The 23747-nt window shown below is 71.4% G+C and carries 20 protein-coding genes; 9 read left to right on the forward strand and 11 right to left on the reverse strand.

Features of this window, described 5'->3' with window-relative positions:
- Window positions 1-9: 9 nt before the first annotated feature.
- Together ORI60_RS00420 and ORI60_RS00425 are read right to left on the reverse strand one after the other, a co-directional pair.
- A complete protein-coding gene (locus tag ORI60_RS00420; RefSeq protein ID WP_266032553.1) occupies window positions 10-924 on the reverse strand; it encodes an SDR family NAD(P)-dependent oxidoreductase in 915 nt (304 codons plus the stop codon).
- The gene (locus ORI60_RS00425; RefSeq protein ID WP_266032556.1) at window positions 921-1520 is read right to left on the reverse strand and encodes an NAD(P)-dependent oxidoreductase; all 600 of its coding nucleotides are present in this window, start codon (window positions 1518-1520) and stop codon (window positions 921-923) included. The genes ORI60_RS00420 and ORI60_RS00425 overlap by 4 nt, the downstream gene beginning before the upstream one ends.
- A 91-nt stretch (window positions 1521-1611) precedes the next feature.
- Here ORI60_RS00425 and ORI60_RS00430 point away from each other — a divergent pair, with 91 nt between their 5' ends.
- On the forward strand, window positions 1612-2187 hold the full coding sequence (locus ORI60_RS00430; protein ID WP_266032559.1) for a TetR/AcrR family transcriptional regulator: 576 nt from the start codon (window positions 1612-1614) through the stop codon (window positions 2185-2187).
- 47 nt (window positions 2188-2234) lie between these two features.
- Here the strand turns inward: ORI60_RS00430 and ORI60_RS00435 are convergent, their stop codons facing one another.
- The gene (locus tag ORI60_RS00435) at window positions 2235-3353 is read right to left on the reverse strand and encodes a hypothetical protein (protein ID WP_266032562.1); all 1119 of its coding nucleotides are present in this window, start codon (window positions 3351-3353) and stop codon (window positions 2235-2237) included.
- Between the two features lie 284 nt (window positions 3354-3637).
- Here ORI60_RS00435 and ORI60_RS00440 point away from each other — a divergent pair, with 284 nt between their 5' ends.
- A complete protein-coding gene (locus ORI60_RS00440) occupies window positions 3638-4750 on the forward strand; it encodes a DUF3068 domain-containing protein (RefSeq protein ID WP_266032564.1) in 1113 nt (370 codons plus the stop codon).
- On the opposite strand, the gene ORI60_RS00445 is transcribed toward ORI60_RS00440, so the two are convergent.
- Complete coding sequence (locus ORI60_RS00445) at window positions 4735-5721, reverse strand: amidase family protein (protein ID WP_266032566.1); 987 nt, start codon at window positions 5719-5721, stop codon at window positions 4735-4737. The genes ORI60_RS00440 and ORI60_RS00445 overlap by 16 nt on opposite strands.
- Window positions 5722-6111: 390 nt before the next feature.
- On the opposite strand from ORI60_RS00445, the gene ORI60_RS00450 reads away from it, so the two are divergent.
- On the forward strand, window positions 6112-7068 hold the full coding sequence (locus ORI60_RS00450; protein ID WP_266032567.1) for a DUF3068 domain-containing protein: 957 nt from the start codon (window positions 6112-6114) through the stop codon (window positions 7066-7068).
- Here the strand turns inward: ORI60_RS00450 and ORI60_RS00455 are convergent.
- A complete protein-coding gene (locus ORI60_RS00455) occupies window positions 7052-7813 on the reverse strand; it encodes a class I SAM-dependent methyltransferase (protein WP_266033897.1) in 762 nt (253 codons plus the stop codon). The two genes, ORI60_RS00450 and ORI60_RS00455, sit on opposite strands and share 17 nt — an antisense overlap.
- Window positions 7814-7915: 102 nt before the next feature.
- Here ORI60_RS00455 and ORI60_RS00460 point away from each other — a divergent pair, with 102 nt between their 5' ends.
- Complete coding sequence (locus ORI60_RS00460) at window positions 7916-9037, forward strand: glycosyltransferase family 4 protein (protein WP_266032568.1); 1122 nt, start codon at window positions 7916-7918, stop codon at window positions 9035-9037.
- Here the strand turns inward: ORI60_RS00460 and ORI60_RS00465 are convergent.
- Genes ORI60_RS00465 through ORI60_RS00475 form a run of 3 tightly spaced genes read right to left on the reverse strand, consistent with a single transcriptional unit; the run spans window position 8984 to window position 11786 of the window.
- The gene (locus ORI60_RS00465) at window positions 8984-10006 is read right to left on the reverse strand and encodes a hypothetical protein (protein ID WP_266032570.1); all 1023 of its coding nucleotides are present in this window, start codon (window positions 10004-10006) and stop codon (window positions 8984-8986) included. The two genes, ORI60_RS00460 and ORI60_RS00465, sit on opposite strands and share 54 nt — an antisense overlap.
- Before the next feature lie 4 nt (window positions 10007-10010).
- The gene (locus tag ORI60_RS00470) at window positions 10011-10178 is read right to left on the reverse strand and encodes a hypothetical protein (protein ID WP_170176092.1); all 168 of its coding nucleotides are present in this window, start codon (window positions 10176-10178) and stop codon (window positions 10011-10013) included.
- Between the two features lie 3 nt (window positions 10179-10181).
- Window positions 10182-11786 (reverse strand): hypothetical protein, encoded by a 1605-nt coding sequence (locus tag ORI60_RS00475; RefSeq protein WP_266032575.1) that lies wholly within the window; start codon window positions 11784-11786, stop codon window positions 10182-10184.
- A 104-nt stretch (window positions 11787-11890) separates the two neighbouring features.
- Here ORI60_RS00475 and ORI60_RS00480 point away from each other — a divergent pair, with 104 nt between their 5' ends.
- Window positions 11891-13066, forward strand: a complete 1176-nt coding sequence (locus ORI60_RS00480) for a polysaccharide biosynthesis protein (RefSeq protein WP_266032577.1) — start codon at window positions 11891-11893, stop codon at window positions 13064-13066.
- Here ORI60_RS00480 and ORI60_RS00485 read toward each other — a convergent pair whose 3' ends face one another.
- Window positions 13067-17104 carry an alpha-(1->3)-arabinofuranosyltransferase gene (locus tag ORI60_RS00485; RefSeq protein ID WP_266032579.1) on the reverse strand — a complete coding sequence of 1346 codons (4038 nt, stop codon included), beginning with the start codon at window positions 17102-17104 and terminating at the stop codon, window positions 13067-13069.
- 76 nt (window positions 17105-17180) lie between these two features.
- Here ORI60_RS00485 and ORI60_RS00490 point away from each other — a divergent pair, with 76 nt between their 5' ends.
- A complete protein-coding gene (locus tag ORI60_RS00490) occupies window positions 17181-17891 on the forward strand; it encodes a class I SAM-dependent methyltransferase (protein WP_266032581.1) in 711 nt (236 codons plus the stop codon).
- Between the two features lie 9 nt (window positions 17892-17900).
- Here ORI60_RS00490 and ORI60_RS00495 read toward each other — a convergent pair whose 3' ends face one another.
- Complete coding sequence (locus ORI60_RS00495) at window positions 17901-19451, reverse strand: substrate-binding domain-containing protein (RefSeq protein WP_266032584.1); 1551 nt, start codon at window positions 19449-19451, stop codon at window positions 17901-17903.
- Between the two features lie 134 nt (window positions 19452-19585).
- Here ORI60_RS00495 and ORI60_RS00500 point away from each other — a divergent pair, with 134 nt between their 5' ends.
- The 3 genes from ORI60_RS00500 to ORI60_RS00510 all read left to right on the forward strand — a co-directional run bounded on the left by ORI60_RS00500 (window position 19586) and on the right by ORI60_RS00510 (window position 22852).
- Window positions 19586-21595, forward strand: a complete 2010-nt coding sequence (locus ORI60_RS00500; protein WP_266032586.1) for an ATP-dependent Clp protease ATP-binding subunit — start codon at window positions 19586-19588, stop codon at window positions 21593-21595.
- Between the two features lie 67 nt (window positions 21596-21662).
- A complete protein-coding gene (locus tag ORI60_RS00505) occupies window positions 21663-22004 on the forward strand; it encodes an MmcQ/YjbR family DNA-binding protein (RefSeq protein ID WP_266032589.1) in 342 nt (113 codons plus the stop codon).
- 227 nt (window positions 22005-22231) lie between these two features.
- Window positions 22232-22852: a DedA family protein gene (locus ORI60_RS00510; RefSeq protein WP_266032592.1), complete on the forward strand. Its 621-nt coding sequence runs from the start codon at window positions 22232-22234 to the stop codon at window positions 22850-22852.
- Here ORI60_RS00510 and ORI60_RS00515 read toward each other — a convergent pair.
- On the reverse strand, window positions 22824-23735 hold the full coding sequence (locus ORI60_RS00515) for a LysR family transcriptional regulator (RefSeq protein ID WP_266032593.1): 912 nt from the start codon (window positions 23733-23735) through the stop codon (window positions 22824-22826). The genes ORI60_RS00510 and ORI60_RS00515 overlap by 29 nt on opposite strands.
- Between the last annotated feature and the right edge of the window lie 12 nt (window positions 23736-23747).

Consider the following 23747-nt stretch of genomic DNA (forward strand, 5'->3'; position numbering starts at 1 on the left):
GGGAAGACCTCAACCGGCGGTCTCCGCCCAGTCGGCACTGAGCCGCCAGGCCTGGGCGCGCACGGCCGGGTCGTAGGAGACGCCGGGCGACCGGCTCTCCTCGTCCCGCACGTAGTAGCGGCCCGTCACTGTCGAGAGGCCGGGGTCGGTGGCCAGGCGCAGTGCGGCCGCCGCGCCCGCCCGCGGTGTCAGCAGACGACTGTGGATCAGCGACCGGAAGGGCCTGAGCGCGGCGGGCGTGATGTCGTCGACGATGCTCGTGCTGACGAGCCCGGGGTGCACGGAGTTCACCGTCACGCCCTCGTCGTGCCACCGGTCGGCGAAGACGTAGCCGCAGATCGTGCTCAGCAACTTGGCCCTCGCGTAGGCGGTGAACGGGGCGAAGCCCTCGGCGGGGTTGAGCTCGCGCAGGTCGGTGACGCCGGCCAGGTCGAGCGGGACCGGCCGGGGCCCGCCGAGCAGCGGCACGGTGCGGGTGTCGGACATGGTCGCCGAGACGACGTTGACGACGCGGCTGGGCGCGGCGGCCCGGAGACGGTCGTGCAGCAGGTACGTGAGCGTGAATCCGGCCAGGTGGTTCACGGCCAGGTGCGCTTCCACGCCGTCGGCGGTCAACCGCCGGTCGCGGTAGTGCGCCCCGGCGTTGTTGACCAGCAGGTGCAGCCGGTCGTGGCGTCGTGAGAACTCGGCGGCGAGCCGGTGCAGGTCGCGGCGGACGCCCAGGTCACCGGTGAGCACCTCCACCCGGTCGGCGCCGACCTCGCGCCGCAGGGCCTCCCCGCGTTCGGCGTCGCGGCTCGTGATGACGACGTGGGCGCCGGCGCGGGCCAGTTCCGCGGTGATGACCCTGCCCATTCCGCCGGCGCCGCCGGTCACCAGCGCGACCCGGCCGCTGAGGTCGATCTGACCACTCTGGACGTTCACGCGACGATCCCCGGGGCCTGGCGGACGAACGCCGGTCGCACGGCCTCGCGCACGAGGAAGTCGGCCAGGTCGGCGCGCGAGACCGAGGAGGTCACGGTGATGCGCAGATCGTTGCCCGCGCGGTAGCCGCCGCTCGCCGGGGCGTCCTTCAGCGCGGGCGGACGGACGATCGTCCAGTCCACATCGGACTGCCGGATGAGCGCCTCCATCACCTCCTTGTCCCTCATCTTGTGCTTCACCGATGCCCAGAGCAGCAGCGAGTACAGCGAGCGGTCGCGGCTCTCCGCCGCACCGTGTGCGCTGACGGCCACGAGGCGGCGCACGTTCGTCTCCCCCATCGCGAGCAACGCGGCGCGGATGCCGTCCGAGCAGACCGTGGACGGACCGCGCTCGCTGGTGCCCAGCGCGCTGATGATCGCGTCGTGGCCGTCGACGACCTGAGCCAGGCCGGTCAGCACCGGAAGCACCACCACGGCCAGGCCGGGCGCGGGCTGGATCGCGTCGCCTCGGCGCACGACGGCCGTGACGGCGTGCCCGGCTCGCAGAGCGACCTCGACGACAGCCCGTCCGGTGCCGCCGCTCGCCCCCAGAACCACCAGCCGAGCACTTTTTGAGTCAACTTGTCTCATAAGTTCAAGACTGCCGTCCCGCGTGCTTCTGAGTCAAGTTGTCTCATAAGATGGCGTCATGGCCGACTCCACCGATCCGCGCGTCACGCGCAGCCGCGAGGCGATCCTCTCCGCCGCGCGGGAACTGCTCCGCGAGGACGGTCCGGCCGCGGTCACCCACCAGAACGTCGCCAAGCGCGCGGGAGTCGGGCGCGCGACCGTGTACCGCCACTGGCCGCAGCCGAGAATGCTGCTCGACGACACGATGGCCGGCGTCCGGATGCCGTTCTTCCGCGACCCCGCCCCGCCCGTCCGCCCGTGGCTGGCGCGGCAGATGCGCACGCTCGCCGACGAGCTGGCCCTGCCCGAGGTCCAGGCCGTGACCGCGGCGCTGTTGCACGGAACACCGGAGGAGCCCGACGCATCCGCTCGGCGCGAGCACCTCATCGCCACGATCAGCGGCCAGCTCGGCACCGCCCTGGACTCGGCGACGCGCACAGGTGAGCTTCAGCCCTCCGCCGACCTGCTGGACGCCCCGGCGACGATCATCGGCCCCCTGGTCTTCCGGAGCATGTTCGAGCGCCGCCCGGTCACCGACGCGATGATCGACCACCTGCTGAACGCGCTCGGGACCTGGACCGCGCCGAGCACGTGACCCCCCACCTGCGGCCGCCCGGCGGACCGGACGGCCGCAGACCCCGTTCATCGCGTCGAGTACTCGGCGATCACCGCCTGCAGCAGGAGCGGGCTCGTGCCGGGCACGTCCGCGGCGCCCACCGCGATCAACCGGTTCGTGCCGGGCACGGCGGTGATGGCGTTGTAGTTCGTGCCGGACGAGCCCGGCGGAGCGGGTGCCGGAACGGTGGTCCACCCGGCGAGGCCGTGGGAGCTGAACGACGCCATCGGGAACCGGCCGATGACCCAAGGAGTGCCGTTCGCGCCTACCGCGACACCTGGGGTGGCCGGGGTGTTCAGCCCGCTCACGGTCTGCCAGGTGATGCCGTCCCCTCGCACGACCACGTTGGCCGATCCCATGCCGCCGCCGTCACCCACCGCCCAGATGTCGCGGGAGGACGTGCCGTCCAGCGACTGCAGGGTGACCAGCTGCTGGTTCAGTCCTATGTCGACAGCCCGCCACGCCGTACCGTTCCAGTGGAACAGCAGCGGGCCCGCGTAGCCGTTCCACATGCCGTTCCCCGCCGCCCACACGTCGTCGGGCGCGAACGCCTTGACGGCGTTGATGGTGCAGAAGTTCACGAACCCGCCTCCCGCCACGCATTCGGCGGGTGGCTGGTGTTCCTGCCAGGAGGTTCCGGTCCACTCGTGGAACACCGGGGCGTTGCCGCGATGACCGACCAGCCAGGCGTGTCCGTCCACAACGGACAGATCGCGGATCGACAGCGTGCTCGGGGCGGCTCCCGGCGGGTACGGCACCTCGGTCCACGTCCTGCCGTTGTAACGCCACACCAGCGTGACGTTGCCGTCCTGCGACCGGGGCGCACCCGTCACCCAGACGTCCTTCGCGGACGACGCCGAGACGCGCTGGAACGACACCCGCCCCTGCACGACCGGGAGCGACGTCCGGGACCACCGGAACCCGTTCCACCGCAGCATCATCGGATCACCGGTCGTGTACTGCTGATCCGGGTGGTAGCCCTCGAAGCCGACCGCCCAGGCGTTCCTGGCGTCGACGGCGGCGACGTCCCAGAGGTTGCTCGTCGCCTTGTTCTGCGGGATCGGGGCCAGGCGCCACGCCGTTTCCGCCGCGGCGGCCGTGGCGGGCCCGGCGGCGCCGGCGAGCACCGCGACGGAGAAGGCCAAGGACAGGCATCTGCGAACTCTCATAAGTCCCCCAAGCTGTTGAACCTGAACAGGACTGCGCGCGGCTGATCATTCACGACGCGCCACCTCCGGCCAGGGGTTCGCACCACCTTGACCGAGTTGAGCGGCGATCGTGACACAGCCGCCGCGACCAGGTAACCCGAATGGGATTCAGGTATGCCCTTGTGATCTAGCTCACGGACCGGGTAGAACTGAACGCACGGTTACCGGAAATCGCGCCTCACGGAACACCCTCCCTGCCAACCGAATACTTGTGAGGACCTGTGCGAACCGCAGTAGTCGCCGCCCTGCTCGGGCTCGGCGCCTTCGCAGTGGCGGCCGGATTGGTGCTGCAGCTGCACGCCTATCCCCTGCTCGCCAAGCTGCAGCACGACATCGACACGGTCTCGGTCTCCGAAGGCGAAGGAGTCACCGCCGTCGTGTACCCGCCCGGCGGGGCACCGGAAGTGCGGCACAACCTCCGCCTCACTGCGACGACGCACGTCGAGGGCGATCTCGCCGCCCCCGAGGTCAAGGAGAACGGCGACGTCACCGTGTGGAAGCGGGCGACGATCGTCAAGGAGGACGCCGACAAGCTCGTGCTCAGCGCCGAGGTGCGCAGGATCTGCCTCGACCGCCGCACCGGCGAGGCGGTCTCCCCCTGCCTGGGCGAGTTCTACGAGACCGAACAGGGCAAGCGGGTCACCGCCGAAGGGCGGCAGCTGCTGCAACCCGGCCTCAACTTCGTGTTCCCGTTCGACACCGAGCAGCGTGATCACCCTTGGTACGACACGGTTCTCAAGCGTCCGGTCCCCATCCACTTCGCCGGGGAGCAGCTGTTGCAGGGACTCGACGTGTACCGGTTCACGCACACGGTCCCGCCGACGGCGCTCGACCGGTTCGCGGTCCCCGGTTCGCTGGTCGGCAGGCCGGAGCCGTCCGTGGACGTCACCCAGTACTACGGCGTCACCCGCACGTTGCTGGTCGAGCCCACGACCGGCGCGGTGCTCTCGGTCCGGGAGGACATCCGGCAGGAGCTGCGCACCGACACGCAGGAGGAGGGCGCGGGAACGCCCGTGTTCGCCGGAGAGCTGCGGCTGACGAACGCCTCGGTCGCCGCGAACGTGGACCAGGTCAAGCAGAACCTGCCGAGGCTGTTCGTGATCACCGCTCTTCCCACCGTCCTGTGGGCCGGCGGCGCCGTGCTCGTCGCGATCGGCCTGGTCCTGCTGCTCGTGTGGCGGCGCGGTCTCGTCGCCGGGTCACTGGCCCTGGTGATCGGTGCGTGCCTGGCGGGCGGCATCACCTACGGCGTCACCAACGCCAGCGACCCGGACGACTCGCTCGACCTCAAGAACGTCGTGTCGTCCTCGAACGTCGACTACGGCCTGCGATGAGCACCCCGCTCCTCCTCGATGATCTCGGCGACCCGGAGCAGTTCGCCCTCCGCCTTCGGAACCGCGATCAGGGTCACCGGCAACGGGTTCCCGTCGGCGTCCGAACCGGCGCGCACGGACACGGCCGGGTAGCCGCTGACTCTCCACAGCGGCGAGAACGGAGAGGTGGCGCCGTTGCGCACCAACACCCCGCCGGGCAACGACATCGTCTCGGCCGGCCCGGTGTGCCCCGGTGTCACCAGCACGTCGACACCGGTGAACATGTGGTTCAGCATCACCCGCTCCGCCGCGCGCATCGACCGGCAGATGCCCCGCAGCGGCCAGGGCACGAACCGGTCGAGCAGGTCCAGCTCACGAGGACCCGCGGCCAGGTGCGGCGCCAGCAGGAGCCTGGACTCGCTGGCGAGGTGCGGGTCGTGGTCGACCACCTCGTTGACGTGCAACGACAACAGTGCGGCGACGTCTTCGACGACCCGGCGCATGAGCGGGCGCGTGCGGGTCGTCATGGCGACGCCGCGCACCGACACACCGATCCTCAGTGGACGGTTCGAGGGCTCGGCCGCCCAGCCGATCGCCCGCACCACGTGCGCCACGTCGGCCACGGTCCTCGCCACCACGCCGCGTCCACCGGAGGTCTCGAAGCCCACCACGCCCGCTCCTCCCGCGGGCACATCTCCGGCACCGGGTGCGCGGCGTGCCAGGACGGCGGACACCACACCGGTGGCGACGGCGACGGCCGTGCCCGACACCTTGGGATCGAGCGCCGTGGCGGGGAGGCCCGTCGTGGGGTTGCGGTGGACCTCGGCCCCCGACGTTCTCCCGATCACGACGGCTCCCGCCGCCACCAGTGCGTCGAAAGCCGAACGTGGCAAGGAGTCCTCGACCGCCACGGGCAGTCCGAGCAGGCCGCCGCCCACTCCGGCCGCCAACCGCCGATCGGCCTCCTCGGCGCTGCGCCGGGCGGCGGCCAAATCGACATCTGTGAAAACGTGCCGCGACGAGTTCAGCCGATTTTCAGCGGCTGCAAGGAGTTCTGCTGCGGTCGTCGCACTGCGGGCGAGCAGCCGGGCCTGCTCCACTGCTCCCGGATAGCACACAGGGGTTTCTTCCACGTGTCTTTTCCTCCGGCATCGTCGCCGATGAGTAAGGAGCTGCTTCCTTCAGTCGCTACCCGTTGGACAGCAGGGGTTCCGCCGAACGGCTCTGCGAGTCGGCGGCCGAGTAGCTTCTTTCTCCACGCGGACCGATCAAGATGACCTGAGTCACCCCGGTCGAAGGGTTGCGCAGAGGTTACTGTCCGGTAGGTTCCACGCCACTGTGACGTCCCTCTCATACCCGGAACACACCCAGAAGGAGGACGAGTGCGACGTGTTGCGAGCCTCGTGCTGGTAGGACTGGGCATCTTCTCGCTGGCGCTCGGAGCAGTCCTGCGCTTCTACGTGTACCCCGAGCTCGCGGTCGTGCCGCTCGACCAGAAGACGGAATCCGTCGCGGAAGGCGCCGCGAAGGTCTTCTACCCCAAGGACCTCGTGGTCAAGGACGCGCGGCTGACCGCCACCCGCAAGGTGGAGAGCAACCTGACCGTGCCGGAGGCCAAGGTCGACGGCGACGTGATGGTGTGGGACCAGGGCCTGGTCGTCACCGACTCCGAGAACCAGCTCGTCTCCGCGGTGAAGCACCGGGTGTGCCTCGACCGGCGGACGAACATGGCGCTCCAGCAGTGCACCCAGCAGTACGTGACCGATGCCGAAGGCGACCCCACGGCAGCCGACAAGGCGGTGCAGCAGGAGGGCCTGAACTACAAGTTCCCCTTCGACACCCAGCCCCAGGACTACGAGTACTTCGACACCACCCTGCGCAAGGCGACGACCGCGCGGTACGAGGGCACCGACGAGGTCGGCGGGCTCGAGGTCTACAAGTTCGTCCAGAAGATCCCGTCGACCAAGTTCCGCGACCAGGAGGTGCCCGGCCAGCTGGTGAACAGCACCGAGGCCTCGGTCAAGGCGGAGCGCCGCTACCAGAACACCCGGACCATGTGGGTCGAACCGGTCAGCGGCATCATCGTCAAGGGTTCCGAGCAGCAGCGGCAGGCATTGTTCGGGCCCGACGGAAAAGAAGGAACGGTGCTGCTCGACGCGACCCTGACCTTCAACGAGAAGACCGTCAAAGAATCGGTTGAACGCGCCTCCGAGGCGCGCTCGAAATTGACTCTGATCAGCAGCACCGGACCGATCGTCCTGCTTTCCGTCGGCCTGGTCCTGCTGCTCGCCGGAATTCTTCTCGGAGTGCTCGGACGGCGGCCTAGGCACGTCGCCTGAGCACGATCACGAAGTTCCACGAGGCGATCTCCCGGACCCCCGGGACGCGGGTGACCCACTTCGCCCACCACGGGTGGTACCGGGGGAACGTCTCGACCACGTCGGCGGCGGTCTGGCGGTGAGCCCACCGCTGGACCGCCCCCACGCTCACCGGGAACAGCGAGGTGCCGAAGGAGTTCTTCGGCGGCTTACCGTTGCGGCGCTCGTACCGGCGTCGCGCGTAGTGGCCGCCGAGGAAGTGCCACGGCGCGGTCTCGTGGCCGCCCCACGGCGAGTACCACGGCGTGTAGGACATGAAGATGGTGCCTCCAGGCCTGGTCACACGCACCATCTCGGCCAGCATCAGCCACGGGTCGTTGACGTGTTCGAGGACGTTGGACGAGTAGCAGACGTCCACGGAGCCGTCGCGGAACGGCAGTGCCGTGCCGCTCGCGCGGATCATGCCGGGGTCGGGTTCACCGCGGGCGGACAGCTCGCCGACGTCCGGGTCCAGGCCCACGTACCGGGCGCCGGCACCGCGGAACGCCTCCGCGAAGTAGCCGGGACCACCGCCGACGTCGAGGACGACGGAGCCGCTCAGCGACACGTACGACGACACCTGCGCGACTGAGTCGTCCGCCAGGACCCGGTAGAAGTGGTCGGGGTCGGACTGTTCTTTCAGAAATGCGCGAAAAAGCCGAACAGAACGCTGGAAAGTTGGCTTTCGCAACTTTTCCGAGGCCGAAACTGAACCGATCTCGACCATTGCCATCTCCCGTATTCCGTCTACCATGGCTACCTGGCAGTAACCTAGCATCGGGAGAGGCAGATGTCGCGTAGTCCTCATTACCGGCCGAGCATTCTGCTGGTGAATTGGCGCGACACCAGACACCCCGAGGGCGGCGGTTCCGAGCGGTACGTCGAGCGCATCGCCGAGGGCCTCGCCGGGCTCGGCTACCGGGTGTCGATCCAGTGCGCCGGCCACGACCGCGCCCCGTCCGGCGACTGGGTGGCGGGCGTCCGCTTCCGCAGGCGCGGCAACAAGTTCACGGTCTACCTGCATGCCCTCCTGGCGATCCTGCGCTCCGACGCGGACGTCATCGTGGACGTGCAGAACGGCATGCCCTTCTTCAGCCGCCTGGTCGCGCGCTGCCCCGTCCTGGTGCTGGTGCACCACGTGCACCGCGAGCAGTGGCACAGCGCGCTGGGCCCGTTCCTCGGCCGGATCGGCTGGTGGATCGAGTCCTGGCTCGCGCCGAGGCTGTACCGCAAGTGCCGCTACATCACGGTTTCCAACGTGACGCGGGACGAACTGGGCCGGCTCGGTGTCGAGCTGCGCCGCACCGTGGTCGTGCCGAACGGGCTGGACGCGCCTCCCGCCGTCACCGCGCGGCGCACGGACGCCCCCGTCCTCGTCGCGGTGTCCCGGCTGGTCCCGCACAAGCGGCTGGAGCACGCGATCGACCTCGTCGCGCGGCTCCGTCCGAAGTGGCCGGACCTGCGGCTGGAGCTCGTCGGCGAGGGCCCGTGGAAGGACGTGCTCCGGCAGCACGCGATCAAGCGCGGAGTCGAGGACGCCGTCGTCCTCCACGGCTGGGTCGACGAGCAGACCAAGCACGAGATCCTCGCCGGGGCGTGGGTGCACGTGTGCCCGTCGGTCAAGGAGGGCTGGGGCATCGTGATCATGGAGGCCGCCTCCCACGGCGTGCCCACGGTCGCGTACCGCTCGGCGGGCGGCGTGGCCGAGGCGATCGTGGAGCACCGCACGGGTCTGCTCGCCGACGACTTCGACGACTTCGTCCGGCACGCGGAGACGCTGCTGCGGGACCAGCCGCTGCGCAAGGCGATGGGCGCGGCGGGCAGGGAGCGCGCCCAGCAGTTCAGCTGGGAGGAGAGCCTCGGCGCGTTCGAGAGCGCCCTGCACAGCGCCCTGCGGCTACCTCCGCGCCTCGTGGCCGGAGAGCACCGCGTCGCACAACAGGTCGAGTAGCCCCGCGGCGGCGGCCGCGTCGAAGTTCTTGCGCCGCACACGCACCGTGGCCGTGGTGGCCTCCCCTGTCGTCACCACGCCGAACGCGACGCCCGACCGGCCGCTCGCCGCGGGGAAGAAGCGCAGGGCGCTGACGTTCCCCTTGACCACACCGAGGTTCGACACGAGGAAGGTGCTGCCGAGCCGGGACGCCAGCAGCCGCATCCCCCACTGCGCCAACGGGTTGTGCGCGCTGGGGAAGCCCGCCTCCGGCGCGGCCGCCGCGAGCAGCGCGCGCACGTCGTCCTCGGTCGCGCCGCCCGGCAGGCGCAGTCTCAGCAGCGCGCTGTCGGCCTCGGGACGCGGATCCGCCCCGCTGCGCCAGGAAGCGCCGATCGCGGCGACGACGCGGCCGTGCGCGGCACCACGGCCGGCGTTCCACTTCCGCGTCGCGTCCAGCGCGGCGGCGGTGAGCCTGGCGCTGCCGAGCTTCACGACGGGCAGCGCGCGGGACACCAGGTGGTCGCCGGACTCGGTGCCCCGCAACGAGGGTTCGATGCGCGTGGGAGGCGCCCACACGGCTTCGCGCACGCGGTCGAGCGCGTTCAGGAGGTAGGGCCGGTCGGGGCTGCGCAACGCCACACCGGTCGCGGAGCTGTGCACGGACTCACCGAGTGCGACGCCCAGCAACGCAAGCAGGCCGAGACCGTCGACCGCGCCGTGGTGGGCGGCGATCATCAGCGAGTCCCCGGCGAGAGCGACCCGGACCAGCGGATCACCCGCGCGGTAGTGGCCGTCGGCGAACTCGGTCCGCGCACCGTCCCAATCGGACGGACGGAGGACCACCGCGGCCGGGCCGAGGTTCGGGAACTCCGCGCAGGCACGGGACATCCGCGCGGCCACCACCGAGGGATCCGGCGCCTCGCGCAGGCTCGCCTCGAGCAGGATGCTCCAGGAGGCCGCCGGGTCCCCGGAGAAGGCCACTGTCACCCGGTCAGCGGGAGCCGTAGTCGAGGACCTCGGGCTCCACGGCCTTCTGGCCCTGCTCGATCCGCTGCTCGACGACCTTGTCGGGGTTGTTCTGCTCGACGACGATCACGCCGACCCCTCCGGCGAGCGCGGCCCCGGCGACGATCGCGACCAGCACCGAAACCAGTTCCACGTCTTACTCCTCATGTCGGGGTGACGCGAATCTACCGACCGGTAACCGTCTCCACAACAGGCTCGCACCGATCAGTGACCCAGCCGCGACCCAGGCGAGCACAACGGGCGCAACGGGTGGGCCGAACGGGTCATCGGGCACTGCTCCGGGTACGCGGTAGAGCGCCAGGTCGGGCCCGTCGTGGACCTTCTCCAGCCGTGCCAGCAGGTTCTCGTCCACCCGGCCCGGTGTCCCGTGCTCGACCAGCACCCAGCCGACGCCGCTCAGGTCGCCGGCGCGCAGCCGCGCCGCCCGCGGGTCCTCCCCCGCCACGACCTTCCCGCCGACCCGCAGCGAGTCGTCCACGACGGTCGTGCCGGGCAGGTAGCGCGGCGCGGGGTCGAGCTGGGTGCGGCGGTCGTTCCAGTCGAACCTGCGGAACGCCGACAACGGGTACACCGCCACGTCGCCGGGCTGGTCGACGAGCTTCTCGCGCACCGCGGCCCAGTCCGCCGGGTAGTGGACAGGTTCGAGGCGCCCGAGACCGCCCCAGGCGAGATCCGGCAGCAACCCGAGCAGCAGCACGGCGACGAGCAGCCGCGCGCGCAGCCGTTCCACCGCGACCGCGAGCCCGATCGCGAACGGCAGCGCGAGCCACGCCACCCACTTCTGGCTGTCGCGCAGCAACCCGGCACCGGGCACGTGCTCGATCAGCGCCTCCAGCACCGCCACGCCCCCCGGCAGCACCGCGAGCAGGGCCAGCACCGCGCCGAGCACGCCCAGTCCCGCCAGCGGCCACACGGGCAGGCGTTTCGACAGCTCCCGCAGACCGAGGACCGCCGCTCCCAGGAGCAGCACCGTGAGCACGGGCAGCGCCGGGTTGGCCCGGCTCACCGGAACGACCTCGGCGTTCCAGATCCCGCCCAGCCCCAGCACGCTGAGCACCGGTCCGCCCCAGTTCTCCCCGCGCGCGCTGAACGCCTCGACACCGGCCGGGTCCGACAGCCCGTCGTGCAGCACGGAGGGCACCCACCACGGCGCGTTCAGAACGACGCCGATCGCCATGACCTGCCACGCCTTGCGACGTCCGGCGGTGGCCAGGGCGGTGCCCAGCGCGAGAAGGCCACCCGGCGCCGAGAGCACGGCGGGCAGGCTCGCGAGCACGAGCCGCGTCCACGCGTGCGGTTCGCCGGCGCGCATCCTCAGCCCGGCCATCGCGACCCACGGCAGCGCCGCGTAGCCCAGCAGCAGCGTCCAGTGGCCGATGAAGAGCCGTTCGGCGACGTAGGCGTTCCACGAGTACGCCACGGCGGCCACGATCCGCACGCCGGTCTTGTCCGTCGGCACCAGCAGCCCGGCGCCCAGCGCACCGGCGAAGACGATCGCGAGCAGCGCCAGCTTCTGCAGCAGCTGACCGGGGACCACCTGGGTCGCCAGCGCCACCACGGCGTCGACCGGAACCGCCCGCGGCAACGCGTCGCCGAGCCCGAACGCCGCGGCGTTCACCGGCTGCTCCGGCGTGAACACCATGTCGTAGACGAGGACGTAGCCCGGCCGCAGCACGGGGGCGAGGGCGGCCAGCGCCAGCATCGCGCACGTGGCGTAGAGCTTCGGTCCGTTCGGCCGCACTTGCTCCCTCTCCGGTCGCGCCGGGGCTACAGTCGCCGAAACTACCGGCCAGTAGTACTCGCGGGTAGTGCTCGCGGCAGACCCGGCCACCGGAAGGATCCCGCGTGTCCGCTCCGGCAACTACCACGACCCGCCTGGACGCCCTGCTGATCACGGGCGCACTGCTCGGCGCCAACGCCGCGAGCTACGTGCTGACCATCGCGGCCGCGCGAGCCCTGGCTCCCGCGATCTTCGGCGAGCTGAGCGCGCTGCTCGCGCTCGTGGTCATCGGTGTGGTGCCGGCGATGAGCCTGCAGACCGTCGCCGCCCTGCGGGTGACGAGCCTCGGCCCGCGTCCCCTGTTCGGTCTGGGCCTGAGCGTGAGCGCGGGCATGACCGTGCTGACCCTTGCCCTCGTGCCGCTGCTCGCCCGCCTGCTGCACCTCGACGGCCCGTGGCCGGTCGTGTGGCTCGCGCTGTCGCTGACCCCGCTCACGGTTCTCGGTGTCCTGCACGGGCTTCTGCAGGGCACGCACCGGTTCGGCGCGCTGGCGCTGCTGGTGTCGCTCGAAGGGCTCGGCAAGGTCGGTGGCGGCGTGATCGGGCTGTGGCTCTCCCCCTCCTCGGTCTCGGTGCTGGCGGGGACGGCCATCGGCTCGTTCCTGGTCGTGCTGACCGGGTGGCGGCTGTGCGGCGCTCCCCGCCCGGCGCGGCCGGCCGGCGGGGCCGAGGTGCTGCACGCGTCCCAGGCGATGCTGGCGCTGGTGCTGCTGGTGAACCTCGACCTCGTGCTCGCCCGGCACCAGCTCGCCGGTCAGGCGGGCGGCTACGCCGTGGGAGCGGTCGTCACGAAGATCGCGTACTGGTTGCCGCAGGCGGTGGGGGTGCTCGTGCTGCCCCGCATGGCCGACGCGGACGATCGCCGCCGAATGTTGCCGAAGGCCTTGGCGGTGTGCGCGGGCCTCGACGTGTTCGTGGTCGTGGGCTGCGCGCTGTTCGGGCCGCTCGGCGTGTCGCTGATCGGTGGCGCGAACTACCAGGGCGACGCGATCCCGTTGTGGCAGTTCGCTCTCGTCGGGTCGTGCCTCGCACTGGTGCAGCTGCTGCTGTTCTCCCGGATCGCGAGCGGCGACCGGCGGTCCACCGTCGCGGTGTGGATCGCGGTGGCCGCCGAGGTCGCGCTGATCACCCTGTGGCTCAACGGCTCCGTCGCCCAGGTCGTGACCGGCGCGCTGCTCGCCACGGCGGGCCTGGTGGTCGCGGGCACCGTCATCGAGGTCCGCGGCACCCGGCAGGCCTGATCACGGCGAGGTCGCGTCCCCGCGCGGACCGAACGGGCCGAACGCGGCCGCGACCACCGCCGAGACCGCCACCAGCAGAGCGGCCTGGACCAGCGGGACGTAGGCCCACTCCTGGCCGTGGCCGAGGATCCGGCCCAGGACCGCGACAGCCGATCCCAGCGCGATCCCGCTCACCGCGATCACCTTCGGCGCCGCCGCCCAGAACTCGCGCGCCAGCAGGCACGCGATCACCGCCACGATCGGCAGCATGCCGCCGAGCACGGCCAGCAGCACGAGCATCGCGACCATCAGCCACCGGCTCTGCGACGGTTCCACGAAGGTCACCCGCCGCCGCACGGGGACCGCGGCGAGCACGAGGACCGCCAGCACTCCGAGCGCGCCGATCAGCAGGCCCGTCCGGTACCGGGTGTCCGGGCCGAACTCCAGCGCCACCACGCCGCCGTCGCCCTCGGGCAGGACGTACCCCTGCCGCCAGCCGTCGACCCTGACCTTCTCCAGCACCTGCCCGTTCAGGGTCGCCGTCCAGCCGTCGTTGACGTTCTCCGACACCACGAGCAGTGCCCGCGCCCCCGGCGCGACGGTGACCTCCCGGTCCGTGGGGTCCCAGCTCCTCACGGCGACCTCACGGTGCGTCGCAACGGGTTTCGGCAGTTCGACGTGGGTGACGGAGACGTCCTGCACCACGAACGAATCGGACCGCGACGTGGTCAGCACGTGGTCGCCGGCCGGCAGCTCCAGGGCGGTCGCCAGGTCGTCGTCGCACAGCACCGCCTTCAGCGGGCGGTTGGCCACGACGTCACCGAGCACGCCGGACACCGAGCTGTTGATCTTCTTGCCGTCGACGTCGATGACCGGGCCGCGGCCGCACGGCACGGTGAACGGTGTCGTCGCGGGCACCGGCTTCAGCACGCCGTCGAGGGCGGGCACCCGCAGCTCACCGATCTCGGCCGGACCCACACCGCTCGACTCGCGCACGACGAGCTCGAGCTTCTCGGTGTCCGCCGGCCTGATCGTGACGAGACCGTCCGCGCCCACGCGCACGACCTCGGTGCCCGCGTCGGTGCGCACCTCCAGCTCGACGGGTGTTCTCGCTCCTCGCGCGCCCTCGAACCGGAACTCCGACAGCGTGCGCTTTCCCTTCCAGACCAGCGTCAGCGTCGGCCGCAGGTCCGTCACGTCCGGCACCCACGAGGTGCCGGCGTCACCGTCCACAGCGGACAGCGGGCTCGCCGCGACGTCGCCCGCGAGCGAGGTGGACCCCGTGATCGTCAGCCCCTCCGGCGACACCGGGTTCTTCGCGCCGGCGGCAGGCACGACCGTGGCGTTCACCGCGAACTTCCCGTCGGCCGAGGTGCGGAACAACCGCGTGAGCCCGTTGACCTCCTCGCCGAAGCGGGACAGCGACGAGTCGCACCGCACCGCGCCGTCGGTCCGGTAGCAGGCCGGACGCGACTGGCTGCCGCGGGTGAACGAGAAACCCGGCTTCGCCGCCTCCCGGTCGCGCGGCACGCGCAGCGCCCTCTGCGCCGTCATGCCCGGCACGCTCAGCTCCTTCACGCCCACGTTGCCGTCCTGCCGGTCGGCGGCGACACCGAGGACGGTGACGCGCACGCTGCCGGTGAGGCCGGCGCGCACGGGGTAGGCGTGCGGGCCGCCGCCGGACGGGACGTCGTGCTCGCTGTCCCCCGCGTCGGTGGTGAGCCTGATCCGGGTGACCGCCCAGCCCACCCGCAGGTCGTCGACCAGGTCGAGCGTCACCTCCCCGACCGAGCGCGGGGTGTCGAGGTCGATCTCCAGCCACTGCCCGACGGGGCCGGTGAAGCTCGACGAGTGCCACGCGGACCCGCCGTCGCCGTCCACCGCCGCGAACGGCGAGTTCGCCGGGTCGATCGCCCCCGCCGCATCGGCGTACGCGGTCGACGTGGACGCCCGCACGGCCCGGATGCCGCGGTACTCCGCGACGGTCTGGTGCACGGTGTCCTGGAACGGCGACACGTCCAGCGCGACGCGTCCCTGCCGGGACGCCTCGTCCGCGGACATCGTCTGGCTGAGGTTGTCGGACACCCTGCCGACGTTGCGCTCCTTGCGCCTGAGGCCGTCGGTGACGAGCAGCTCCCCGCTGCGCCCCGCGGCGTCGCCGGCGAGGACGACGGGCTGGTCCGCCTTGACCAACCCCTGGGACAGCAACGGCAGCAACGACTCCGGCCCGCCGCTCACCGTCGGCACGTCCGCCTCGCCGACGGCGGTGACGACCGGGACCGCCCGCTTCACCTCGAAGACCTCCAGCGCGTTCCCGGTCGCGGTGGCGTCGACCGAGCTGACGAGCCGCTGGTCGCCCATCCGCACCTCGGGCCCGAACTGGGCGACGCGCTCGATGCCGGGGGATCCCTGCAGCGCCTGCCGCAGCACGGTGAGCGGCGGCGAACCCGTCGGTTCACGCGCGATGTCGTTGCGCAGCAGCAGGTACCGGTATCCCCCTCGCGCGAGGAAGTCCGCCAGCCCGGCCGAGCCGCGCCCGTCCGCGAGCGCGTCGTAGACGGCGTCCATGTACCGGGTGTTGCCCTCGGACCCGAGCGGTACCTGGTTGCGCACCGCCCACGGGGCCTCCGCGAGCGACTGCATCGGCTCGTCCACGGTCCTGCCCCAGGTGTACTGCCCGAAACCGGTGGCGGGCAGCAACAGCGTCCTCGCCCTGCCGTCCTGTTCCGCGAGCCATCCCGCCGCCTCGCGCCAGTGGCCCGGCACGTCGGACCACCCCGGGCCGGGCCGCAGGGTGAGCAGCCACGCGGGTGCCGCGACGACCGCGATCAGCACCAGGGCCACCGCCGTCCGGGTCCGCCGCCGCCAGTGCTCCGGAGCGGCCCGCAGACCGGCCGGACGCGACAGGTGCAGCCCGTGGACGAACCCGAGCACCAGGCACAACCGCAGCACCGGTTCGAACTTGTGCACGTTGCGCAGGGGCGCGAGCGGCCCGTCCAGGAGTCCGCGCACCACCTCGGCGAGCGGCGAGTCGAGCGATCCCACATATCCGACGGTCAGCAGCGTCAGCCCCGCCAGCGTGCCGAGCACCAGGAACCGGCGTTCCGGCAGGCCCAGCCGGGCCAGTCCGACGACGCCGATCAGCGCCACCAGCGCGGTACCGGCCATCAGCACCGGGTTGTCGACCAGGAGGAAGCCGTTGGGCCACCACGGTTCGCCCTGGAGCACGTAGGCGACCCACTGGTTCGTCCCGCGCAGCACCTGGAACAGCGACATGGGCGCGGTGGTGTTCGCCGCCGACTCGATGTAGTCGAGGAACGGCAGGCTGTACCGCCCGAGCAGCAGCAGCGGGAAGATCCACCACAGCGCGACCGCGATGACGCAGCCGCACCACCACAGCACCAGCTTCACGTGCGCGCGGTTCCACTTGCGCGTCAGCAGCCAGATGCCCGGGAGGACCAGTGCCATCACGACCATCGCGCCGTTGACGCCGCCCATGCCCAGCACCGCGAGCGCGGACAGCGCCGCCGCCCGGCGGGGCGACCCGGACCGGTCTGCCAGCACCAGTGGCAGCAGCACCCACGGCAACATGACGGCGGGCAGCATCTCCGCGGACAGCGGCCCGATCTCGGTCAGCACCCGAGGGGCCAGCGCGTAGGCCAGCGCACCGGCGTACCTCGTCGGCTCCTGGCCGATGCCGAGCGCGCGGGCCAGCCGCAGCACCCCGTAGAACGCGAGGCAGAGCAGCAGCGCGCACCAGAGCCGCTGGGTGATCCACGCGGGCAGGCCGAGGACCTGGCCGGCCGCGAAGAACGGCCCCATCGGGAAGAAGTAGCCGTAGGCCTGGTTCTGCAACTCACCGGCCGTGGCCGCGGGATTCCACAGGTGCAGCGCCCTGCCCAGGAACCCGACCGGGTTGACGGCCAGGTCCAGCTTGGTGTCGAACGTGGCCGTTCCGAAGCGCTGGGCGAACGACAGCACCGCGAGTGCGAGGAGCACCCACGTCGTCGGGTTCCGATGTGCGATCTTCAGGCTCTTGATGGCGCAGGAAGTTACCACCGGGTAGTGCTCGCGGGCGACTGTCGCTATCTTGGGCCACCACGACCGTTCTGGGGCCGGTACCAGGCAGGTGGCGATGACTTCTCCGACCACGTTCGAACAGGCGTGGGAACTGGGCGACCAGGTTCCCGGGTGGTTGACAGTTGACCAGGCGACCATGTTGTGGAGAGCCGCCCTGCGGCTCGGTCCCGGCGCGCGGATCGTCGAGATCGGCAGTCACCAGGGAAGATCCACCACCGTGCTGGGCATCGCGGCGCGCTCCGTCGGGGCGACCGTGGTCGCCGTGGACCCGTTCGTCGAGGGCAGGCTGTTCGGCGGCACCCCCACCCGCGTGCGGTTCGAGAAGAACCTCGCCCGCGCGGGCCTGACCGACGTCGTGCGGCTCGAAGCCGAGTACAGCACCGCGTTGCGCCGGGAGTGGGACGAGCGCATCGACCTGCTGTACATCGACGGCAAGCACGACTACTGGACCTACACCGACGACATGCTGTGGTCGGAGAATCTCGTTCCCAACGGCGAGATCCTGGTCCACGACGCCTTCTCGTCCATCGGGGTCACCGCGGGCATCCTGGTGAAGGTGCTGTGCGGCAACCGGTACGTGTACGTGGACCGGGCGGGTTCTCTCGCGCGCTTCCGTTTGACGCAGCCCGGCTGGGCCGATCGCAGGCGGGTGCTCGCCGAGATGCCCTGGTTCGCCCGCAACGTGTGGATCAAGGTTCTGCTCCGCCTGCGGTTGCGGCCGGTCGCGCGGCTCTTCGGCCACGACGGCCCGTACGACCCGTACTGACGCTCTGCGCTACTGGGGGCGGCAAGCAGGCGGCTGGCAGAGCATCGTGCTCAGCGCCTGCGCGAAGATGTCGCTGATGCCGGCGGGATCGGCGGTGGTGAAGGCCCGGCCGCCGGTCGCGTCGGCGATCCTCGTCAGTTCGTCGACGTCGACGTCCGGGCCCATGCCGATCGCGATGACGGGCAGCGGCCTGCGCTTGTCCTGCAGCTTGGCCAGTTCGTCCAGCAGCTCCCGCTGGCTGATCGAGTCGGGGTCCTCGTTGCGGCCGTCGGTCATGATCGCGACGATGTTGATGCGGCCGAGCTCCCAGTTCTTCCGCGCCTCCCGGTAGGCGGCCAGCGTGGTGTCGTAGAGGCCCGTGGCCCCGTTCGCGGTCGCCCGGGTCGCGCGGACCGCGGCGACGGCCTGGCCGCTCGCGAGGTGCTCCTTGACGGACGCGAAGGGGATGATCTCCTTGTAGTCCTTGTCTCCGTCCAGCCTGGTGGAGAACTTCCACAGGCCGATCTGCGTGCCGGGCTTGAACATGCCGAGGCCGCGTTCGGCCGCGCCGACGGCCAGCGCCATCCGCGTGGTTCCCGTCCTGGGCACGAGCTGGTTCATCGAGCCCGACACGTCCAGGACACCCAGCACCCGCGCGGTCAGCGTGAGCCCGCTCCACAGGCGCAACGTCTCGTCCACGAAACCCTGGTCCAGACCGGCTGCCTTGTCGTCGGGCGCGCGCAGGCCGAACCTGTCGAAGCCGGTGGCGGACCGCAGCCGCGCCAGGAACTTCTCCGCCCCTGCCCGCTGCGCCTCGTTCGCATCGGGCAGCACGACGTACGGGAAGTCCAGCGGTGGCAACGGGTTCTCCGACGCGACCGCCGTCAGCCGGCTCGTGCCGGGCGTGGAGTTGTGCCGTTCGAGAGCCTGTTCGGACGTGGGGAACACGTCGAGCGGCCGGGCGAACAGGTCCTCGGCCCGCTCGGAGTAGTCGGCGGACACGGGCCTGATGGCGGCGACCGTCGCCGCCGCGGGATCCTTCTCCGCCGACGCGAGCCCGCGCAGCGCCAGCAACGCCGACAGGCTGGCCGGATCCCTGGCCGGATCGGCGATGCCCGCGACCGCGGTGGCACCGGGCCCGATCAGCTCCCGCCAGGTCCGCCCCTTCACGGACTCCTTGGCGGCGAGCACGACCGGCGACAGCGCCACGGAGATGCCCGCCTCGGGCACCCGCCACGCACCGGAGTCCCGCGCCTGCCGCAACCACATCGTCGACTCGGGCACCCAGACCGAGGGCGAGGTCTGGCCGGCGACGAGCCGGGTCATCGTCTCGCGCGCGGGTTCGGCCTTGACCTCGACTCGGTAACAGTCGTCGTCCGCCGCGCCCAGCCCCTCCGCGACCTCGCTCAGGGCCGGCGCGACCGCGGGGGCCGCGGTGACGAGGACCGTCGCCGGATCCGTGCAGCGGGTCGCGTTGAGCCGGTCTAGGACGGCGTCACCGCCGATCCAGGCGACGACCGACAACACGAGCAGCACCGAGAGCCCGACGACGGGCGCTGTCACCCGCCGTGGTCTCACCATGGCGGACACCTTAGACAACCGGCCCACGCACCACCAGAACTCGCCGGTTCCGATTCCGGCCTGGTCTGTGGTCGCGGCGCGGGAGGCGGACAATCGGAGACGCAGGCCCCTCGATCGAGCGGAGATGGCTGCCGATGGCAGACGACTGGGTGTTCGGCTTCGGGTCCCGCTCGTTCGAGGACCTGGTCGGAAAGCTGTTCGGCGGCTTCGTCGAGCCGCAGTCCGCGACGCGGCGCACCGACCGCTTCGGGCGCGACCTCACCGCCGCGGCGCGGGACGGGCTGCTCGACCCGGTGATCGGCCGGGAGGACGTGATCGACGAGGTGCTCGAGGTGTTGTCCCGGCGCACCAAGAACAACCCCGTCCTGATCGGGGATCCCGGTGTGGGCAAGACCGCCGTCGTCGAGGGCATCGCGGCACGGATCGCGAGCGGTGAGGTCCCCGCGACGCTGAGCGGCAGGCGGCTGATCTCGCTGGACCTGGCGGGCATGGTCGCCGGGGCGAAGTACCGCGGCGAGTTCGAGGAACGGCTCGAAGGCGTCATCGCCGAGGTGGCCGCCACGGACCGGATGGTGGTCCTGTTCATCGACGAGCTGCACGTCGTGGTGGGCGCGGGCAGCGCGGAAGGTGCGCCGATGGACGCCGCGGCCATGCTCAAGCCCGTGCTCACGAGCGGACGGGTGCAGGTCGTCGGAGCCACCACGGCCGAGGAGTACCGGCGGTACATCGCGAAGGACGCCGCGCTGGAGCGGCGGTTCCAGCCGATCCAGGTCGCCGAGCCGTCGGTCGACGAGGCGATCGCCATCCTCCGCGGGCTGCGCGGCCGCTACGAGATGCACCACGGCGTGCGGATCACGGACGAGGCGATCGTGTCCGCCGTGGAGCTGTCCGCCCGCTACGTCACCGATCGGTTCCTGCCGGACAAGGCCGTGGACCTGGTGGACCGGGCGGGCGCGCGGGTCCGGTTGCGGGAGAAGTCCCCGATGCCACCGGATCCGGTGCGGCTCGAGCAGCGGGTGCGGCGGCTGGAGCGGGAGAAGGACGCCGCGCAGGGCGAGGACGCCGTGTTCCTCGCCGGTGAGCTCGACCGGGCGGTCGCCGAGCTGGAGGCCGCCCGCGCCGCGCTGGCCGGCGCGCCCCAGGTCGCGGCGAACGACGTCGCCGAGGTCGTGTCCCGCAGCACCGGCATCCCGGTCGCCCAGCTCACCGAGGCCGAACGGCACCGGTTGCTCCACCTGGAGGACCACCTGCACCAGCGGATCGTCGGGCAGGACGAGGCGGTGGAGGCGGTCGCCGACGCGGTCCGCCAGGGCCGCGCGGGCCTCAAGCACCCGCACCGGCCCGTCGGTTCCTTCCTGTTCCTCGGCCCGACCGGCGTGGGCAAGACCGAGGTCGCGCGAGCGCTGGCCGCGGCGCTGTTCGGCTCGGAGGAACGGCTGATCCGGTTCGACATGAGCGAGTTCTCGCAGCAGCACGCGGTCACGCGGCTGATCGGCGTGCCGCCGGGCTACGCCGGCTACGAGGAGGCCGGTCAGCTCACCGACGCGGTCCGGCGCGCCCCGTACTCGGTCCTGCTGCTGGACGAGATCGAGAAGGCGCACGGCGACGTCTTCAACACCCTGCTGCAGGTGCTCGACGCGGGCAGGCTCACCGACGCCGGGGGACGCACCGCCGACTTCGCCAACACCGTGATCATCATGACCAGCAACATCGGCGCCGACCAGCTCCTCGCCGCGGCCACCTCGGGTGTCGCGGTCGAGCAGCTGAGGGAGCCGTTGATGGCGGCCGTGCGCCGCAGTTTCCGCCCGGAGTTCCTCAACCGCCTCGACGAGATCATCCTGTTCCGCGGGCTGAACGCGGGCCAGCTGCGGCAGATCACCTCGCTGCTGCTCGACCGCACCCGCCAGCGCCTGCGCGAGCAGGACATCACGCTGGAGGTCGACGAGCAGGCCGTCGACTGGCTCGCCGCCCGCGGTTACGTGCCCGAGTACGGCGCACGACCGCTGCGCCGGACCATCGGCAGGGAGCTCGACCGGCGCCTGTCCCGCGCACTGCTCTCGGGCGACCTGCGCGGCGGACAGCACGTCGTCGTGACGGTCACCGACTCGGAACTGGCGCTGAACATCAGCGACACCCCGGACTGAGCGCGGTGCCGCCGGGGTTTCCATTCGTCCAAGACCGGGACGCCCCGTGGCTGCCACGATGGCGCGCATGGCGACGTGGGACGACGTGGTGGAGATGGCGTCGCGGCTGCCCGGGGTCGAGGTGGCGACCTGGTACCGGACGCCGTCGCTGAAGGTGGCGGGCAAGGGCTTCGCACGGCTGCGGACCGAGGCCGAAGGCGGGCTCGTGCTGATGTGCGACCTGGACGAGAAGGCGGCGCTGCTCGCGTCCGGCGACCCGGCCTTCTACACGACACCGCACTACGACGGGCACGGGTCGGTCCTGGTCGACCTGGCGAAGGCCGACGAGGACCAGCTGGCCGAACTGGTCGAGCAGGCGTGGCGGCTCAAGGCCCCCGCGAAGCTCCGCAGGGCGTTCGAGGGCGAGTGACGCACCGCCGGTGGCACCGGCCGGATTGCGCGAGAGCGAATGCTCCCTTGCCGAGAACGCACTTGTCGTCGCATCAGGACGTCCCTAGTTTCAAGGTGCGGCGATCGTCGCCGACTGCGGCGCCACAAGGGTGAGAAGTCCTTGTCGCGCAGGACGTTCGCGAGTACACCCATGCCACGGGAGTGCTTCTTCCCGGCCTGGAAGGCCGTTCCCGAAGGGATCTCCCCGTGATCGACTGGCTGCGGCTCGCCGAGACGCTCATCTCCTCACCGTGGTTGTACGCCGTGCTCGCCGCGGTGTCCTTTCTGGACTCCTTCCTCCCGCTGATCCCCAGCGAGCCCGTCGTGATCGTCGCGGGCGTGTACGCCGCGACCGGGCAGACGAACATCGTGCTGGTCGTCGCCGCCACGACGCTCGGCGCCTTCCTCGGCGACCTGGTCCCCTACTCCGTCGGACGGCTGCTCGGCGCACGGGTGCTCAAGCGGATGCCACCGGGCAGCAAGCGCCGTGCCGCGCACGACTGGTTCGCCCGCGAACTCGACGCCCGCGGCGGGTTCATCCTGGTGACCACGCGGTTCATCCCGGTCGGCCGGTACCTGGCCACCCTGTCCACCGGGCTCGTCGACTACCCGCTGGGCAAGTACGCGATGTTCGTCGCGTTCGCCACCGCGTCGTGGAGCACCTACACCGCGCTCACCGGCTACCTCGGCGGCGTTCTGTTCCAGGAGAACACGCTCCTGGCGATGGCCGTCGGCATCGGGCTCGCGTTCGTGGTGACCGGCTTCATCGAGGTCGTGCGCCGCGTGCGCGCCAAGCCGGTCACCTCCTCTCCGCGGCCGCGGCCATGATGTGACGGGTGCGCTCCCGCAGCAGCTGGTGCGTGCGGTCGTGGTGGTTGCGCGGATGCCACGCCATGCCGATCGTCACGGACGGCAGTGCGAGCGGGATCGGGAACGTGCGCAGGCCGAGCGTGTCCAGCATCGGCCTGCCCAGCCCGGCGGGAGCGACGCAGACGACATCGGTCTCGCGCACCAGGAACATCGCGCTCGCGAACGTCGGGACGACGGCCGCCACCCGCCGCCGCAGTCCGAGATCCGCGAGCTGCTCGTCGATCGGGCCGTGGGCCCGGCCGCGCCTCGACACGACGATGTGATCGGCCTCGGCGAACCGTTGCGGCGTCACGGATTTCACCTTCGAGAGCGGGTGGTCCGGCCGGACGACGCCGATCAGCGTCTCGGTGACGAGCGTTTCCGAGTGGATCTCCGGATCACCTGGCCGGATGCTGCCGATCTCCAGGTCCAGCAACCCCTCGCGCAGCGCCGGGGTGTCCTCGAGGCTCTCCGGGCGCAGGCGCAGCGAGATGCCCGGAGCCTGCACCCGCAGGTCGTCGATGAGCGACGGGATGAACGTCGTGGACAGCATGTCGGTGACCTGCAGGTCGAACATGCGCACCGCGGTCCGCGGGTCGGCGGTGGTGGGCGGCGCGAACAGCGCTCGCGCTCTGGTCGCCACCGCGTGCACCTCACCGCGCAGTTCCAGCGCCCGAGGTGTGGGCACGAGATCGCGTCCGGCCCGCACCAGCAACGGGTCGTCCAGAGCACGTCGCAACCGGGCCAGGGCCCGGCTCATCGCCGGCGCCGAGGTGTGCAGCCGGGCTGCGGCCTTGGTCACGCTGTTCTCGGCGAGCAGCGCGTCCAGCGCCTCGACCAGGTTCAGATCGATGTGGTCCACCCGCCGATTATC

It is taken from the genome of Lentzea sp. NEAU-D7, from assembly GCF_026242055.1.
GTDB lineage: Bacteria > Actinomycetota > Actinomycetes > Mycobacteriales > Pseudonocardiaceae > Lentzea.

Excerpts from the sequence above, each read along its gene's own strand:
- ORI60_RS00430 (WP_266032559.1), top strand. The coding sequence starts at position 1,612 with ATGGCCGACTCCACCGATCCGCGCGTCACGCGCAGCCGCGAGGCGATC.
- ORI60_RS00455 (WP_266033897.1), bottom strand. The coding sequence starts at position 7,813 with ATGGTCGAGATCGGTTCAGTTTCGGCCTCGGAAAAGTTGCGAAAGCCA.
- ORI60_RS00490 (WP_266032581.1), top strand. The coding sequence starts at position 17,181 with ATGACTTCTCCGACCACGTTCGAACAGGCGTGGGAACTGGGCGACCAG.
- ORI60_RS00495 (WP_266032584.1), bottom strand. The coding sequence starts at position 19,451 with ATGGTGAGACCACGGCGGGTGACAGCGCCCGTCGTCGGGCTCTCGGTG.
- ORI60_RS00500 (WP_266032586.1), top strand. The coding sequence starts at position 19,586 with ATGGCAGACGACTGGGTGTTCGGCTTCGGGTCCCGCTCGTTCGAGGAC.
- ORI60_RS00505 (WP_266032589.1), top strand. The coding sequence starts at position 21,663 with ATGGCGACGTGGGACGACGTGGTGGAGATGGCGTCGCGGCTGCCCGGG.